Annotated in this window: 14 protein-coding genes; 6 read left to right on the top strand and 8 right to left on the bottom strand. The window is 31.8% G+C overall.

Features of this window, described 5'->3' with window-relative positions; genetic code table 11:
- The first annotated feature begins 294 nt into the window (after positions 1-294).
- Positions 295-1,332 (top strand): PTS sugar transporter subunit IIC, encoded by a 1,038-nt coding sequence (locus CW357_RS05570; RefSeq protein WP_124217545.1) that lies wholly within the window; start codon positions 295-297, stop codon positions 1,330-1,332.
- Between the two features lie 50 nt (positions 1,333-1,382).
- Here the strand turns inward: CW357_RS05570 and CW357_RS05565 are convergent, their stop codons facing one another.
- The 3 genes from CW357_RS05565 to CW357_RS05555 all read right to left on the bottom strand — a co-directional run bounded on the left by CW357_RS05565 (position 1,383) and on the right by CW357_RS05555 (position 4,564).
- Positions 1,383-2,924, bottom strand: a complete 1,542-nt coding sequence (locus tag CW357_RS05565; RefSeq protein ID WP_124217544.1) for a methyl-accepting chemotaxis protein — start codon at positions 2,922-2,924, stop codon at positions 1,383-1,385.
- A 233-nt stretch (positions 2,925-3,157) separates the two neighbouring features.
- Positions 3,158-3,433, bottom strand: a complete 276-nt coding sequence (locus CW357_RS05560) for a DUF3221 domain-containing protein (RefSeq protein ID WP_164489547.1) — start codon at positions 3,431-3,433, stop codon at positions 3,158-3,160.
- Between the two features lie 180 nt (positions 3,434-3,613).
- The gene (locus CW357_RS05555) at positions 3,614-4,564 is read right to left on the bottom strand and encodes a tyrosine recombinase XerC (protein WP_124217542.1); all 951 of its coding nucleotides are present in this window, start codon (positions 4,562-4,564) and stop codon (positions 3,614-3,616) included.
- A gap of 161 nt (positions 4,565-4,725) precedes the next feature.
- On the opposite strand from CW357_RS05555, the gene CW357_RS05550 reads away from it, so the two are divergent.
- The 4 genes from CW357_RS05550 to CW357_RS05535 all read left to right on the top strand — a co-directional run bounded on the left by CW357_RS05550 (position 4,726) and on the right by CW357_RS05535 (position 8,961).
- Positions 4,726-5,163: a hypothetical protein gene (locus CW357_RS05550; protein ID WP_119416774.1), complete on the top strand. Its 438-nt coding sequence runs from the start codon at positions 4,726-4,728 to the stop codon at positions 5,161-5,163.
- Between the two features lie 703 nt (positions 5,164-5,866).
- The gene (locus CW357_RS05545) at positions 5,867-6,265 is read left to right on the top strand and encodes a DUF485 domain-containing protein (protein WP_119416773.1); all 399 of its coding nucleotides are present in this window, start codon (positions 5,867-5,869) and stop codon (positions 6,263-6,265) included.
- The gene (locus CW357_RS05540; RefSeq protein WP_119416772.1) at positions 6,265-7,797 is read left to right on the top strand and encodes a solute symporter family protein; all 1,533 of its coding nucleotides are present in this window, start codon (positions 6,265-6,267) and stop codon (positions 7,795-7,797) included. The genes CW357_RS05545 and CW357_RS05540 overlap by 1 nt, the downstream gene beginning before the upstream one ends.
- A gap of 99 nt (positions 7,798-7,896) precedes the next feature.
- Positions 7,897-8,961, top strand: coding sequence for an AbrB family transcriptional regulator (locus CW357_RS05535; protein ID WP_124217541.1), 1,065 nt, complete (start codon positions 7,897-7,899; stop codon positions 8,959-8,961).
- A gap of 154 nt (positions 8,962-9,115) precedes the next feature.
- On the opposite strand, the gene CW357_RS05530 is transcribed toward CW357_RS05535, so the two are convergent.
- The 4 genes from CW357_RS05530 to CW357_RS05515 all read right to left on the bottom strand — a co-directional run bounded on the left by CW357_RS05530 (position 9,116) and on the right by CW357_RS05515 (position 12,014).
- Entirely contained in the window at positions 9,116-9,667 is a 552-nt protein-coding gene (locus tag CW357_RS05530; RefSeq protein ID WP_124217540.1) for a flavodoxin family protein, read from the bottom strand.
- 29 nt (positions 9,668-9,696) lie between these two features.
- On the bottom strand, positions 9,697-10,119 hold the full coding sequence (locus CW357_RS05525; RefSeq protein ID WP_119416770.1) for a GNAT family N-acetyltransferase: 423 nt from the start codon (positions 10,117-10,119) through the stop codon (positions 9,697-9,699).
- 97 nt (positions 10,120-10,216) lie between these two features.
- Positions 10,217-10,615 carry a VOC family protein gene (locus tag CW357_RS05520; RefSeq protein ID WP_119416769.1) on the bottom strand — a complete coding sequence of 133 codons (399 nt, stop codon included), beginning with the start codon at positions 10,613-10,615 and terminating at the stop codon, positions 10,217-10,219.
- 22 nt (positions 10,616-10,637) lie between these two features.
- Complete coding sequence (locus CW357_RS05515) at positions 10,638-12,014, bottom strand: MocR-like pyridoxine biosynthesis transcription factor PdxR (protein WP_124217539.1); 1,377 nt, start codon at positions 12,012-12,014, stop codon at positions 10,638-10,640.
- 108 nt (positions 12,015-12,122) lie between these two features.
- Between CW357_RS05515 and CW357_RS05510 the strand changes: the two genes are divergently transcribed.
- Positions 12,123-12,653 carry a pyridoxamine 5'-phosphate oxidase family protein gene (locus CW357_RS05510; RefSeq protein ID WP_124217538.1) on the top strand — a complete coding sequence of 177 codons (531 nt, stop codon included), beginning with the start codon at positions 12,123-12,125 and terminating at the stop codon, positions 12,651-12,653.
- Between the two features lie 92 nt (positions 12,654-12,745).
- Here CW357_RS05510 and CW357_RS05505 read toward each other — a convergent pair whose 3' ends face one another.
- Complete coding sequence (locus tag CW357_RS05505; RefSeq protein ID WP_119416766.1) at positions 12,746-14,263, bottom strand: cobyric acid synthase; 1,518 nt, start codon at positions 14,261-14,263, stop codon at positions 12,746-12,748.
- Positions 14,264-14,300: the final 37 nt, after the last annotated feature.

Here is a 14,300-nt window from a genome sequence, read left to right as displayed (position 1 = left end):
TCCAAAAGATATATTTCTCTCTATATAAGCATAAAAACTTTTAAAAATATATAAGAAACGGCCTATATAAGATTACATTAATACGTGAAGATCTAGCTGTTATACAACTAAATAAGCGAAATGGTTTGAATTGTCAGAAAAAATATCCTCTCATTTTATATATATATTTCTCTATAAAACAGTTTTATTCTAAAATACGTCATTTGTCTATAATTTTTAGAATATTCACTATTGACTGTAACATCAAGTGTTATATAATTTAGTACATTACTCGATTGAATGGAGATTGATATTATGAAGGACTTTTTCAACAAACTATTAACCGGTATGAGTTTGGGAATCATTGTAGCCCTTATTCCAAATGCATTAGTTGGAGAAATTTTAAAATTAATTATTCCATATGTTCCTGTATTCCAACATATTTTAGACATATCAGTTTTAGCTATGAGCCTATTACCAGTAATAACAGGTGTAATGATTGGTTTAACATTTAAGTTAACACCTATTCAAACAGCAAGTGTTGGTCTGGCGTCAATGGTCGGAAGTGGCGTTTGGACAATGGGTGATGGCGGTGCTATCACAATTCAAGGTATTGGGGTTGTTATCAATACAGGTATTACAGCAGCTTTAGCAGTGGTATTTGTACAATTTATCGGCGATCGTTTCAAGGATTATACAATTCTATTAATGCCAGCTTTATCATTATTCATCCCTGGTGGTATTGGTTTAATTACACTTCCTTATGTCCGCACAGGAGCAGGTTATGTTGGAGTTGTCATTGAAAATGTTACAGAATTACAACCCGTATTAATGGGTGCGATTATTGCAGTTATCTTTAGTATTTTAATCCTTTCACCTTTATCTACAATCGGTGTTGCAACAGTTGTAATGTTATCTGGTATCGGTGCTGGTACAGCAAATCTTGGCGTTGTTGCTTCTGGAGTTGGTATGTGTATCGCAAGTTATAAAGCGAATAATTTAGGAACTGCTTTAGCTCATGTTATGGGTTCTCCTAAGATTCAAATGCGTAACTTCTTTATGAAACCAAGAATTGCGTTTCCTATGATTATCACTGCAGCAATTTTAGGTGCCTTAGGTGGTATGTTGAATATTATTGGAACTTCATATAGCGCTGGATTTGGTCTTGCAGGTTTGATCGGACCATTAAACTATATGAATTTAGCTCATGGTGGTTGGGACCTCCACAATATTACCATTATGTTAATTATGTTCTTCGCTCTACCAATTATTTTAAATACAGTTTTACTTCGTATTTTCGAACGTAAACTTAAATGGATTGATTCAAAAGACTACTCAGTTAACTATCAATAAATTAATCATATTAAAAGAGGAGAGTCCATTATGGATTCTCCTCTTTTCTTTTAATTGCCTAATCTTTTTAACTTTGATTCCAAAGTTGAAGATATATTGTTTATAGAACCAATGATATTCTTTAATGAAATATTGGTTGTATACTGCTTTTCCGATGCTTCAGAAATCGTTTGTAAATGCTTTGTTGAGTCTTGATTAGCACTGACTAAATTTTGTAGTAATGAATTGGTATGATTCGTCTGTTCGATAAATTCTGATGTTGATTGGGAAATTGCATTTACTTCGTGATCAACGATTTTAATCGTTTCAAATATACTATCAAAGGTCTCTTCAGTAACCTCCATTTGCTTATTTCCTTTTGTAATTTCTTCTATACTAACTGTCATTTTAGATGAAACTTCTTTAATATGAGATTGGATTGTTTTTATAACATTTTCAATATTTTGGGCAGATTGTTGTGTATTAACGGCCAATTTTCCAACTTCACCTGCAACAACAGCGAAACCTTTTCCTTGTTCACCTGCTCGAGCTGCTTCGATTGATGCATTAAGGGCTAACAACTTTGTTTCTTGTGTAATATCTGTAATGATGGATAGAAAATCTCCTATTTTACTTGAATAAATCATTAAATCATTTGTAACTTGTTGCATTGATAATATCGTTTTAGAAATGACTTTCATTTGCTGATTAACATGATTCAATGCATGATGCCCTTCTTGAATTTGGTCTAAACTTGTGTTGGCAATAGATGAAACATTATCTGTTCTCTTATATATCTCGTTAAATTGTAATAGTAAATTGTTATTTTCTGTAACACCTTTTTCTAAAGTTGCTAATTCTTCTTCAGTAACTGATAAGTTCTCTTTAAGTGTTTTTGAAATATTTAAACTTGTATTAGATGAATCAGCCGCATCTAATTGTAATTTTTCTAGTAATTTATTCATTTCAATACTCGTATTTTCAATCTCATTTAGTGCAAGTTGTAATCGGTTTGTAGATTCTGTACGTGCCTTTTTTAGTTTTCCCTCGGTTTGCTGTCTATTGATAATCAGCTGAATAGTAGCTAAACTTGTGAGGATTAAGTATAAGGCATGTATTAGTAGTAAAGAAAATCGATAATTAGTGGTTCCGCAAATTAGCTCAGGAAACCAAAAGTAACCAGCTAAATGTTGTATAGCAAAAATGATCGTACTGACAATCACTAGTCTAACTCTTGAAAAGCTTGAGATAATTGCTAATACCATAAATATAGAAAAATGATACTCTACTAATCCATTTCCTCCAGCAATCATAGATATACTTGAAAATGTGAAAGTTAAAGTTAACCAAGTCGGAAGTTGTTCATAATCTCGTTTATTTAAATACAGAATGGTACTAATGATCAACAGTACAATGGGAATGGCTAATAAAATATTGAGGGACAAACTATTGGAATTTGTTATATCCGCCATACCTTGTTGTATGATATAATCTTCTAAAAAGTTAAACCCCCTATGCATAATATGAATGATGATTGATAAAAGTACAGCCATCGAACTCATAATTAATAAAAGTTTGTTATTACTAGAGACAGCATTCTTTGACTTTTCCAACGTTTTCCCCTTTTAATTTATCCGATCAAATTACATCGGAATTTTTTAAGGCTTTTTGTATCAATCCTTTATACCTATTTAACAGTCCCTATATATTCTACATTCGGTATTCCCTAAATACAACAGTGATAAAATATACAAAATAAAAGAACTTATTTCCTTATAAAGTGAAATAAGTCCTTTTCAATTATTAAATATCTGATTTTTAATATATTCTTTCATATTTATATATGTCATTCGGCCTTTTCAATATTTAAAACAGGGATTTGCGGAGGGTATGATTCTAAAATTCTATCATAACTAATTGTCACCTTATCTCTAGATTTTATATTGGATGGTAGTTGAAAGGTTTTTTTCGCCCCAACTATAAAATAGTAATTACTATATTTTTCTGTAATTTCTAGAATCGATAAATAATTTAATTCTTCTGATTCGATACCACTTTCTTCTGATAAAAATATAACAGATGAAAGATCTTTATCTTCATAAAAAAATATGTAGCCATCCATATGGGCGTTATTTTTCGAGTGCTTATGATTTTTATTGTTAGTAGAACATCCAGAAATAATTAAAAGTAATAGAGATAGGTACAATAATGCCTGCTTTATAATACAGACCTCCTTAATGTATTATTTCTTATTAATAAAATCACTGTAATCATTTAGTTTACATAATATAATTATCGTAAATTAAATATTAAATGGATTGTTTTCAATTACTTGTTGAATTTCTTTATCTTCTACGTGCGTATATATCTGTGTTGTTGAAACATTTGAGTGTCCAAGTATTTGTTGTAAACTTCTAATATCCGCTCCGCTTTTATACATCATTGTTGCGGACGTATGTCTTAGTTTATGAGGTGAAAGTTTCTTCTTATCTAATCCTGATGAATGATTGATCTGCTTTACAATTTTCGCGACACGTTGTCTAGTGAGGCGAGTTCCCTTTTGAGATAAAAATAGCGCTGGATTTTTGTCTGCATCTTTTATATGAGGTCTTTCATCTTCTAAATATGTTTTTAATGCTTTTACACATGCATCATTAAGGTAAACAGTTCTTTCTTTATCACCTTTCCCTCTCACTGTTATAAATCTTTCTTGAATCGAATCTAAGTTTAAATTGCAAAGTTCACTGACACGTATTCCTAAATTCAAAAAGAAAGTCATCATACAATAATCCCGATCATGATGTGTTTTAGTTCGGATGCCTGTCATAAAGGTTTTCGCCTCATCAAAGCTTAAGTAAATGGGTTGACGCTTACTTACTTTTGGGGTTTCAAGATCTTCTGCTGGATTTTCTTCTATAATATGTCGCTTTGATCTCAAATACTTGAAGAACGATTTTAATGTAGCAACTTTACGCGCTCTCGTAGTTGCAGCGTTATTTCGACGTTCCTCACAATATTCTAAAAATAAATACATATCTTCTAATGAAATTTCTTTAAAAAATTCAGTATTTATATTGTGTATATTAATAGTTTCTATCTGATCTATATTTAAGTCTTCTTGTATAGCACGCATAAATTTCATAAATAACGTTAAATCATAATCATATTCATCTCGTGTTCTTTTTGATTTCCCTTTAATAGCAGATAAATAGACAAGAAAGTCACGAAGGATTTTAGGCTTTTGTTGATTCATATGTATATCGTCACCTTTCACCTCTTATTTTAGCATAAAAAAGGTTCCCAAATATACATTTGGGAACCTTTTTACTAATTTAATTAGTTTAAAAGGTTTTAGTATACTAAAACTAGAATATATATCCAATAATCATTTAATCAGGAAGGAGTGCGAATCTATTGGTCAGATTTAAAAATTTGAGTGTTTTCTGTTTTCTTCTACTCTCTATATTGATTTTAGGATGCTCTAAAGAGGATCAAACAGATTGGACAATAACACCGACTTTTAAATATGAAGATTCCACTTTTTACGGAATTGATGGGAAAGTTGGTTTTATAAGAGAAAACGGAGAAAAAAATGAACCTGATTCCCCTGCAAACCAAGGTAGACTTTATAAAATTTATTTATTTGAAGCTAATAAGAATTTACTTAATAAAGAAGTGAAAATTACTGCTACCAGTAAAGAGACTGGAGATACTGAAAAGCTTAGCGAGTTTATTAATCATGGAATTAACCATCAGAAATTAGGTTTTGGTCAAGAAGGTCTTTGGAAAATTGATGTTATAGTGGAAGATAAAGAATATACTAGTTTTATAATAAAAACAGAGAAACCTTAAAAATCGCTGGTAGGCTTATTTTATCTCAAATGAGTTTATCAGCTTTCGTTCTTTTCATGATAAGTCATGCGCGAATTTTATTAAAAAGTCCATATTTCTTTAATTCTAAAAATAATAGAATTTATTGATATTAAACAGAAAATATCAATCATTAAATAGATTCGACTTTCTAATACTTCATAAATCGTTTTTAAAACTAATAATTATTAAAAAAATGGTAAATTCTCCATTTAATTTAGGATTTTTAAAAGTAGTACGTAAATCTTTATCGGCTCTTCAATATAAAATTCATGCCAAATGTATAAAAACTTAAAATTCAAAAAATACGCTTCCTTAATATAACTGATTCATATATTAATCTTTTTAAGGTAGTTATCCAGAAATCGTACTTAAAATCCCATATTTTAACGATTCTAAAAATAGTAGAATTTTTATGTTTAATTCAGAATTAATATTACATATAGAAGGTATTTTAGAAGACATTAATTTTCAAACTCTCTATTTCAATAATTAAACTTTTAAAATCAGATAATTTTTACGTGAAAAACTAATATTAATGATTTTAAGAGAAAATGCAATACATATTACAGAAAATACTAATTTTTATCGAAAAATTTGTTGCTATTTTTGTCAAATTTGAATATTATTATCTCAAGGATTTGAAAGTGCTTTCAAATTCTTAATAGACAAAGGGGGAATTTTTATGGGGCAAAACCTAACAAGTGTTTTAGGAGAAGATCAAGTAATTGATCTTAATCGAAACTCGAAACAAGGTCCAGGGAAAAAAGTAGATTTCGCAGCGGAAGAGTATATTAATATTTCAGAGAGTTCAGAATTTAAAAGTTTAGTAAAAAAGAAAAATAAATTTATAGTACCTATTTCAATTATTTTTTTAGGGCTTTATATTCTATTACCTATTTTGACTTCTTTTACATCCGCTTTAGATGGTAAAGCTTTTGGGGATATTACATGGGTTTGGATTTATTCAATCGGTCTTTTCATTATGACATGGGTTTTATGTATGACTTATGTTAAAAAAGCAGCTTCGTTTGATGGAGATGCACAAAAAATAATCGAGAAGGCTAAGGATGGTGGATATTAATGAGTGGAATTGGCATATTTTTCTTTGTAGCAATAGTAGGCCTAACATTAGTTGTAACATACATTGCCTCTAAACGAACAAACTCTGCAAGTGAGTTTTATACAGCAGGCGGCGGACTTACGGGATGGCAAAACGGTATTGCAATTGCTGGTGATTATCTATCTGCAGCATCCTTCTTAGGTATTGCGGGTGCAATTGCATTATTTGGGTTTGACGGTTTCTTCTATAGTATTGGTTATTTAGTAGCTTATTTAGTAGTTTTATATATTGTGGCTGAACCTTTACGAAATCTTGGACGCTATACATTAGCAGATATGATTACTGCACGTTTTGATCAAAAGAAGGTTCGTGGTACTGCTGCAGTTAGTACAATTGTAATCGTTTTATTTTATATGATTGCTCAGTTAGTTGGGGCAGGTGCACTTATTCAATTATTATTAGGTATTCCATATTGGGTAGCTGTTTTACTAGTTGGTATCATGATGACTATTTATGTTCTTTGGGGCGGTATGGCAGCTACTAGTTGGGTGCAAATTATCAAAGCCGTATTGTTAATGATTGGTACTGTCATTATTTCATTCCTAGTGCTTATGAAATTTAATTTTAATATTTTAGAAATGTTCACTTCTGTAAAAACGGCAACTTCACATGGTGATGCGTATTTAAATGCAGGGGTAAAATATACAAACGGTTTAGACACATTATCAATGATGATTGCTTTAGTATTAGGAACTGCTGGACTTCCTCACATCTTAATGCGATTCTTTACAGTTAAAGATGCAAAAACTGCACGTAGTTCAGTAGTTACAGCAACTTGGATTGTTGGGATATTCTATATCTTAACTATTTTCTTAGGATTCGGTGCTGCTAAATTTGTTGGAGCTGAAAAAATAGTTGCTGCGAATGCTGCAGGTAATATGGCTGCTCCTCTTTTAGCTGAAGCTTTAGGTGGAGACTTACTAATGTCATTTGTTTGTGCGGTAGCATTTGCGACAATTCTTGCAGTAGTAGCAGGTCTTGTATTATCAGGTGCCTCTGCATTTGCCCATGATATTTATGGTCAAATTTTCAAGAAAGGAAACATTACTGAAAAACAACAAATGGTAGCTGCTCGTTGGGCTTCTGTTGGTGTATCAGTATTCTCTATTTTACTTGCTTTAGGTGCACAAACGTTAAACGTTGCGTTCTTAGTATCTCTTGCTTTCTGTATTGCTGCAAGTGCAAACCTACCTGTTATTATTTACACAATCTATTACAAGAAGTTCAATACTACAGGTGCAGTATCCGCAATGATAACAGGTTTAGTTTCTGCACTAGTTCTAGTTATATTAAGCCCTAACATTTGGAGTCCAGAAGGAACTGCGATTTTAACTGGTACTGCCTTATTCCCATTAACAAATCCAGCTATTATTTCAGTACCTCTAGGATTTTTAGCAGGATGGATTGGCTCACTAGTCGGTGCAAAATCGGATGCTAAAAAATATGCAGAGGTTGAGGTTAAAGCGAATACAGGTTTGAAACCAAATCTATAATATAAAAAAGATTAGGGGTATTCTATATTCCTAATCTTTTTTATATTAGTTCTTTCCTTTCTAAGTATGATTCTGTCATAATATTAGTATAGAAAGGATATGATCAACATAAAATTCGACGTAAAAACATTTTTAAAAACAGCTATGATTGGAATAGTTGGCGTCCTCTTGTTTAAATTGCTCCATGCTCCAGTTCCCTATTTACTTGGTCCAATGCTTGCTGTACTATTGGCAAATCGTGTTTTCCACCTACAAATGTACTGGCCTAAACCAATACAAAATACAGGTTTAATAGTAATTGGATATTCACTTGGAATATCATTTAATAAAGAAATTTTAAAGGCTATGTTTCAAGACATCCCTCTTATGTTCTTGTTAACAACAATATTATGCGTATTTAGTTGTATCTTTGCTTTCTTCATATCTAAATATGGAAAAATAGACTTTCCAACGGCCTTAACTAGTAGTGTGCCAGGTGGCCTTACTCAAATTATTATTTTTGCTCAAGATATGAAAGGTATTGACCTATCAACTGTAACGTTCTTTCATGCAATTCGAGTAATCATGGTTGTGTTATTGGTTCCAATTGTTGTTCATCTTCCATTTTTACAAACGACTACTCAATCTGCTGCTGCAAACATTCAAAGTAATTTAGAAATATTAAATTGGAATCATTTCTTTATTTATATGATATTATGTACTATTGCAGCTCTTATCGGAAAGAAGATAAAATTACCAGCAGCATACATGTTAGCGCCTATTATTTTAACAATTTTATTGAATGTTACAATATTTCCTGCTTCTTCTATGCCCCCTGGGTTACTAAATATCTGTCAATTTGTTGTTGGAATACATATTGGATTACTTTTACATCCAGAATCATTAAAACATAAAGGTAGACTATTCAGTTTTGCTATATTCAGTAGTCTGATTTTAGTTTCTGCTTCTTTTATCATGAGCTTGTTAATCATGAAAAACTTAGAAGGTACATCTATTATAACTGGGTTCTTAAGTCTAGCACCTGGTGGCATGGACCAAATGGGCATTATCGGACATGAAGTTCATGCAGATATTGCTACGATTACCATTTATCAATTATTTAGAATTTTGTATATCTATATATTAATACCACCTGCACTTACACTAGTTAATAAAAAGTTTTAAAAGGTAGATGACTAGTAGAAGGTTGAATGTAGTTTGGCGTCCCAAATCACATATAGTAAAAAACAGATATAAGAAAAACCGATTTTCCCTACATTAAGGCTAAATCGGTTTTATAGTTATGTTTAGAATGTAACATTATTTTAATCCGTTTCTTCTACAATAATCCTTCTTTAAGTTTTTCATTTAACCAAACAGCTTCTGATAAAGCTCGTTTGTCTTTTAGAATATCACCAGGTCTATTGGCTTCTCCTATAATATAAGATAAAAAAGGCATATTCAAAAATTCAAATATGTACTGAAACTGCTGTATAAGTGGCATTCCTTTAATCCTTGGTTCATCACCACCAACAGCTACAACGATTGTTCGGATTGTTTTTAAATGCTCTTTCAAATTTGGATATCTTTCATCTCGAATTGCTTGACTAAGTCGGTCTATCATATTTTTCATTATACCTGACATGCTATACCAGTAAATAGGTGTTGCAAAGATTACCACATCGCTTTTCTCTATAACTTCAATCAACTGGTCGTAATCATCATTTACAGTTTCAAACCCTTGTTTAGTATGACGTAAATCTTCTATTGGTAGAATATTTAAGTCTTTTATATATACTTTTTCATGTTCGATATCTTGGACAACTAAGTCCGTCAATAACTCGCTATTTCCACCTTTTCTTGAACTTCCAACCAATACTGTAATCTTCATCTTCGAGTTCCTCCTATAAATTCCTGTCATTAAGTAAGTCTTTTCGAAAGATAATACTGCTTATGATCTTTAGTAGGATGTTCTTCTATTACACCAATTATTTCATAACCATACTTTTGATAAAAATTTGGTGCCTGAAAGCTAAATGTATCCAGTTGAATAAGATTGCATTTATTCTTTTGTGCAATATCCTCTATATATTCTAACAACTGACTTCCGTATCCTTTACCTCTAAGAGATTCATCTACCCACAAAAAATCTATATGTAAGTGATACCAAAAAATTGTTCCAGTAATACCACCTAAAATTTCATCCTCTTCATCTCTAAGTATAAAACTAATGTTCTTGACTGGGTGTTTGACGTCGTCTGGTAGTTTAGAAAAATTGTGTTCTATTACTTTTTTGCGAATATAATCACTGTCTTCTTGATCCCATTGTTGATATATTTTCATAATTTTAACTCTATTCAGTTTATATTTTGGATATATATTTTACCATTATTACCATTTTTATACACATTAGAAAAAGGAAGATTTTTTATAAAAGTTTCTAAACATCTTTCGACCCAATTATCATTTTAATGCGCTTCTGTTCCTCACTTTTATCCATATATTCAAAAAGTCCAAGTTGATTACCCCAAGGATCTTTGAAGGTTCCCCATTTCACTGGTACTTCTGGTCTTGAGTGTATTTCAAAGTGATCAATATTCAATATTTTTACAAGTCTATCTCTTTCAGCTTCAATATTAGGAACCCCTAATCGTAATGGTCCATTACCCTCAGTAATTGTTCCTTCAACGACTTGTAACCAACAACCAGGAATGATTTCCCACTCTGCAAATCCTTCGTGAGGAATAAAATCCGGTTTCTTATTAAACAGTGTTTCATACCATTCTTGCCCTTCTTTAATATTAGAAACCCGAAACTGTGTAGTCATTTCAAAAATCATTGATAACCCCTCCTAAATTTTATTATTTAAAACAACTTTCTAATTTAGTGACTCCTGTTACTATTTCTTCATTAGTTAACCCACCAAATCCAAGCATAATATAGCTGTTTGATAATTCAGACGAATTCATCCAATATTTTCGAGTAGAATATAATTTAACTCCGACTTTTCTTGCACGATTTATTAATGTTTCAGCATCTATATTTTTTAATCTTAATAATATATGTAAACCGCCTTGTTGCCCTATTATATCGACTTCATCCTTTAACTTTTCTTTAATATTTTTTATAAGTAGCTGTTGTTTCTTTTGATAGGTTGTCTTCATTTTTCGTACATGCTTTTCAAAAAATCCCTCCCTCATAAAAATAGCAATAGCCTTTTGTAAAATAGGAGAGCAATTTTGTGTTTGCTGATTAATCATTATTCTACCTTTATTAATTATTGACTCAGGTAGTATCATATATGAACATCTAACAGCTGGAAGTAAGCTTTTTGAAAATGTTCCTAAATAAATAACCCTTTGCAACTGATCTAATGATTTTAATGAAGGAATTGGTTTTCCTAGATAACGGAATTCACTATTGTAATCATCTTTTATAATATATGAATCTCGTATTTCTGCCCATTTTAATAACTCATATCGTTTTTGAATAGATAATATGCTTCCTAATGGAAACTGATGCGAAGGGGTTACATATAACGCTTTAGCTTCGTTTTTATTAAGAATACTTACACATACACCATCATTTTCTACCGGTAAAGGTATAATATCACAATTTGAAACTTGAAAGACATTTCGAGTTTCGTTATAACCAGGGTTCTCAAAAAACACAGGGTGATTCATTAACTTTAAAAGCTGAATAATAAATGCTACTGAGCTCTGTGTACCATTGTTGATCAAAATCTGATTTACTGTACAAGAGATTCCTCTTGAACGAGCAACATATTTTTTAATTTCTTCTCTTAAGTCTAAATCTCCTTCAGGCTCTCCATATTGTAAATTATTCAAATCTTCTTCCATCGCTTGCTTTATACATTTGCTCCAATTAGTTAAGGGGAAATTGTTAACATCAATCGTTCCATAATGGAAATCAATGAAAGGATGTTTTTCTCTATTTATGCAAAGTGGTTTTTGAATCACTTCTTGTGTAATTTGAAAATTTTCGATTGGTAATACATATAAACCACTTCTAGCTTCACTTTTTATATAGCCTTCTGCTAATAATTGTTGATATGCCGCATCAATTGTATGTTTACTTAGCTTTAGTTCTTGAGCCAAATAACGAATAGATGGAAGTTTCTCTCCGGCAACTAATTCACGATGCATAATTTTGTCTTTTAGTTGTTCATATATTTGTATGTATTTAGGCTTTCCCTTTGAATTTAAAAATAGCTCCATATTTACACCCCTTCAAACTGTCCTGTTTATAATATTTGAATCTGTCTATTTTGACATGGTCAAATAAATGTTTAAATAAACTATATCATAATAAAGGGAGGAAATAAGATGAGAATGCAAGATAGAATTTGTAATGACAAACAAAAAATAGAAGGATTATTATCTTCAGCAAAAACCGGATTTCTAGGATTAACGAATAATGATGTACCCTATGTTGTTCCTTTAAATTTCGTTTGGTATGAAGGAAGTATCTATTTTCATGGGGCTTCTGAGGGGAAAAAGATAAATTACATAAAAAATAATCCTGTGGCTACTTTCGTTATTAGTGAGTTTCAAGGTACTATGGTGTCACCAATTCCTGCTAATACGGATACTGCTTACTTAAGCATTATGTTATTTGGAGATATTGAAATTGTAAATAATCTAAGTGAGGCAACCAATGCGATGCAAGCTCTCTTAGATAAATATGTAGCAGGATATTACAACATGCCCTTATCTTTCCAACATGTAGCACGCCATCAATCTTCACTAGGAAGTAAAACGTGCATATTTAAGCTAACCCCAACTGAAACAACAGCGAAAGAAAATATTAAAATTGAAGAACAATTATATTTTCAAGGAAGAAATATAGATCATTAAACTTATCAAAACAAAATGAAACTACGCTTATAAAAAAGGCTATAAACAAACTTTAGATAATTGGTTTGTTTATAGTCTAATAAAATACTGCATTATTTTGATACAAGTGGAATGTCGATTAGGTTGTACACCTTTTCTATATCAATATGTTTTCTTACATGGTCTGCTAATAGCTGGTAGGCAGATTCTCTACGTTCAGCATCAGTTTGAACTTTTTGATTGAGTGGTTGCAACCCTTTTTGGATTCGTAATTCATTAACAAATTTTCGAGTGAATTCACGGTTATTAAATACACCATGAAAATAAGTACCAATTACCTTACCATTCTCTGAAATAGCACCATCATAACGTCCATCAGATAGCTTCAAAAATGGTAGAACAGTTGCATCATCAATAACTGTCTTGCCAAGATGGATTTCATAACCAGTTAACGATAACACGCCAAAACTTTCAGACACTATTTCTCCAGTCATTTGAACAGTTTTTTTCTCTTTATTGAAAATAGTTGTGACTGGTAATAAGGAAAGTCCTATTGCACTTCTGCCATCTCCCTCAACTGCATCAGGATCATGGAGGAATTGCCCTAACATTTGAAATCCACCACAAATCCCCAAAATACGTGTTTCTCTTGCGAATAGTTTATGAATTGCCTGTTCAAAGCCTTCATCTTTTAACCATTGCAAATCATCAATTGTATTCTTGGTACCTGGGATGATCAAAAGATCAGGTTCGCCCAGTTCCTTTAAATTACGAACTAAACGGACTCCTACTTCAGGTTCATCAAAAAATGGATCGATGTCTGTGAAATTTGAAATATGAGGTAATTGTATCATCGCAACGTCTATTGAAAACTCACCTTGTTTTGGTTTTTTAAAACGTAGTGATGAAAGGGCTAAAGAATCTTCAGCTTCTATATTAATATCTATATAGGGGATAATGCCAAGAACAGGAATTCCCGTTTCTTTTTCAAGCCACTTAACACCATCATCTAAAAGCTCCCGCATACCTCTAAACTTATTAATAATTATTCCCTTTACCCTTGCTCTTTCATCTTCATCAAGAAGAGCTAATGTACCAACTATAGAAGCGAACATTCCACCGCGATCAATATCAGCTACCAAAATAACAGCAGCATCTGTGAGATGAGCCATACGCATATTTGCAATATCTCGATCTTTCAGATTAATCTCAGCAGGGCTACCAGCGCCTTCCAATACGATTATGTCATATTCATTTTGTAATTTATCTATAGATTGCTCGACAATTGGCATCGCATTTTGTACAAAATCATTACGATAACTCATGGCACCCATGTCCATAAAATGCTTACCATGCACAATGACTTCTGATACCATGTCTTGCTTTGGTTTTAACAATATCGGATTCATGTCTGTAGTAGCGATGACTCTTGCTGCTTCTGCTTGTACGCCTTGAGCGCGTCCAATTTCACCACCATCAATCGTTACAAAAGAATTCAATGCCATATTTTGCGATTTAAAAGGGACCACTTTCATTCCGTCATCCGAAAAAATGCGGCAAAAAGCTGTACAGATTAAACTTTTACCTACATCCGATGCAGTTCCCTGAATCATTAATGCCTTTGCAGTCATATTTATCCTTCTTCCTTTAAAAGTCTAATTCTTAGAG

The organism is Rummeliibacillus sp. TYF005 (genome assembly GCF_003844195.1).
Lineage (GTDB): Bacteria > Bacillota > Bacilli > Bacillales_A > Planococcaceae > Rummeliibacillus.
Note: the sequence above shows the minus strand (reverse complement) of the source record. Positions and strands in the feature narration are given on the sequence as shown.

Bases quoted from the DNA above. Each gene is read 5' to 3' on its own strand.
- CW357_RS05570 (WP_124217545.1), top strand. From the start codon at position 295: ATGAAGGACTTTTTCAACAAACTATTAACCGGTATGAGTTTGGGAATC.
- CW357_RS05560 (WP_164489547.1), bottom strand. From the start codon at position 3,433: ATGGATGGCTACATATTTTTTTATGAAGATAAAGATCTTTCATCTGTT.
- CW357_RS05555 (WP_124217542.1), bottom strand. From the start codon at position 4,564: ATGAATCAACAAAAGCCTAAAATCCTTCGTGACTTTCTTGTCTATTTA.
- CW357_RS05545 (WP_119416773.1), top strand. From the start codon at position 5,867: ATGGGGCAAAACCTAACAAGTGTTTTAGGAGAAGATCAAGTAATTGAT.
- CW357_RS05540 (WP_119416772.1), top strand. From the start codon at position 6,265: ATGAGTGGAATTGGCATATTTTTCTTTGTAGCAATAGTAGGCCTAACA.
- CW357_RS05535 (WP_124217541.1), top strand. From the start codon at position 7,897: ATGATCAACATAAAATTCGACGTAAAAACATTTTTAAAAACAGCTATG.
- CW357_RS05530 (WP_124217540.1), bottom strand. From the start codon at position 9,667: ATGAAGATTACAGTATTGGTTGGAAGTTCAAGAAAAGGTGGAAATAGC.
- CW357_RS05525 (WP_119416770.1), bottom strand. From the start codon at position 10,119: ATGAAAATATATCAACAATGGGATCAAGAAGACAGTGATTATATTCGC.
- CW357_RS05520 (WP_119416769.1), bottom strand. From the start codon at position 10,615: ATGATTTTTGAAATGACTACACAGTTTCGGGTTTCTAATATTAAAGAA.
- CW357_RS05515 (WP_124217539.1), bottom strand. From the start codon at position 12,014: ATGGAGCTATTTTTAAATTCAAAGGGAAAGCCTAAATACATACAAATA.
- CW357_RS05510 (WP_124217538.1), top strand. From the start codon at position 12,123: ATGAGAATGCAAGATAGAATTTGTAATGACAAACAAAAAATAGAAGGA.
- CW357_RS05505 (WP_119416766.1), bottom strand. From the start codon at position 14,263: ATGACTGCAAAGGCATTAATGATTCAGGGAACTGCATCGGATGTAGGT.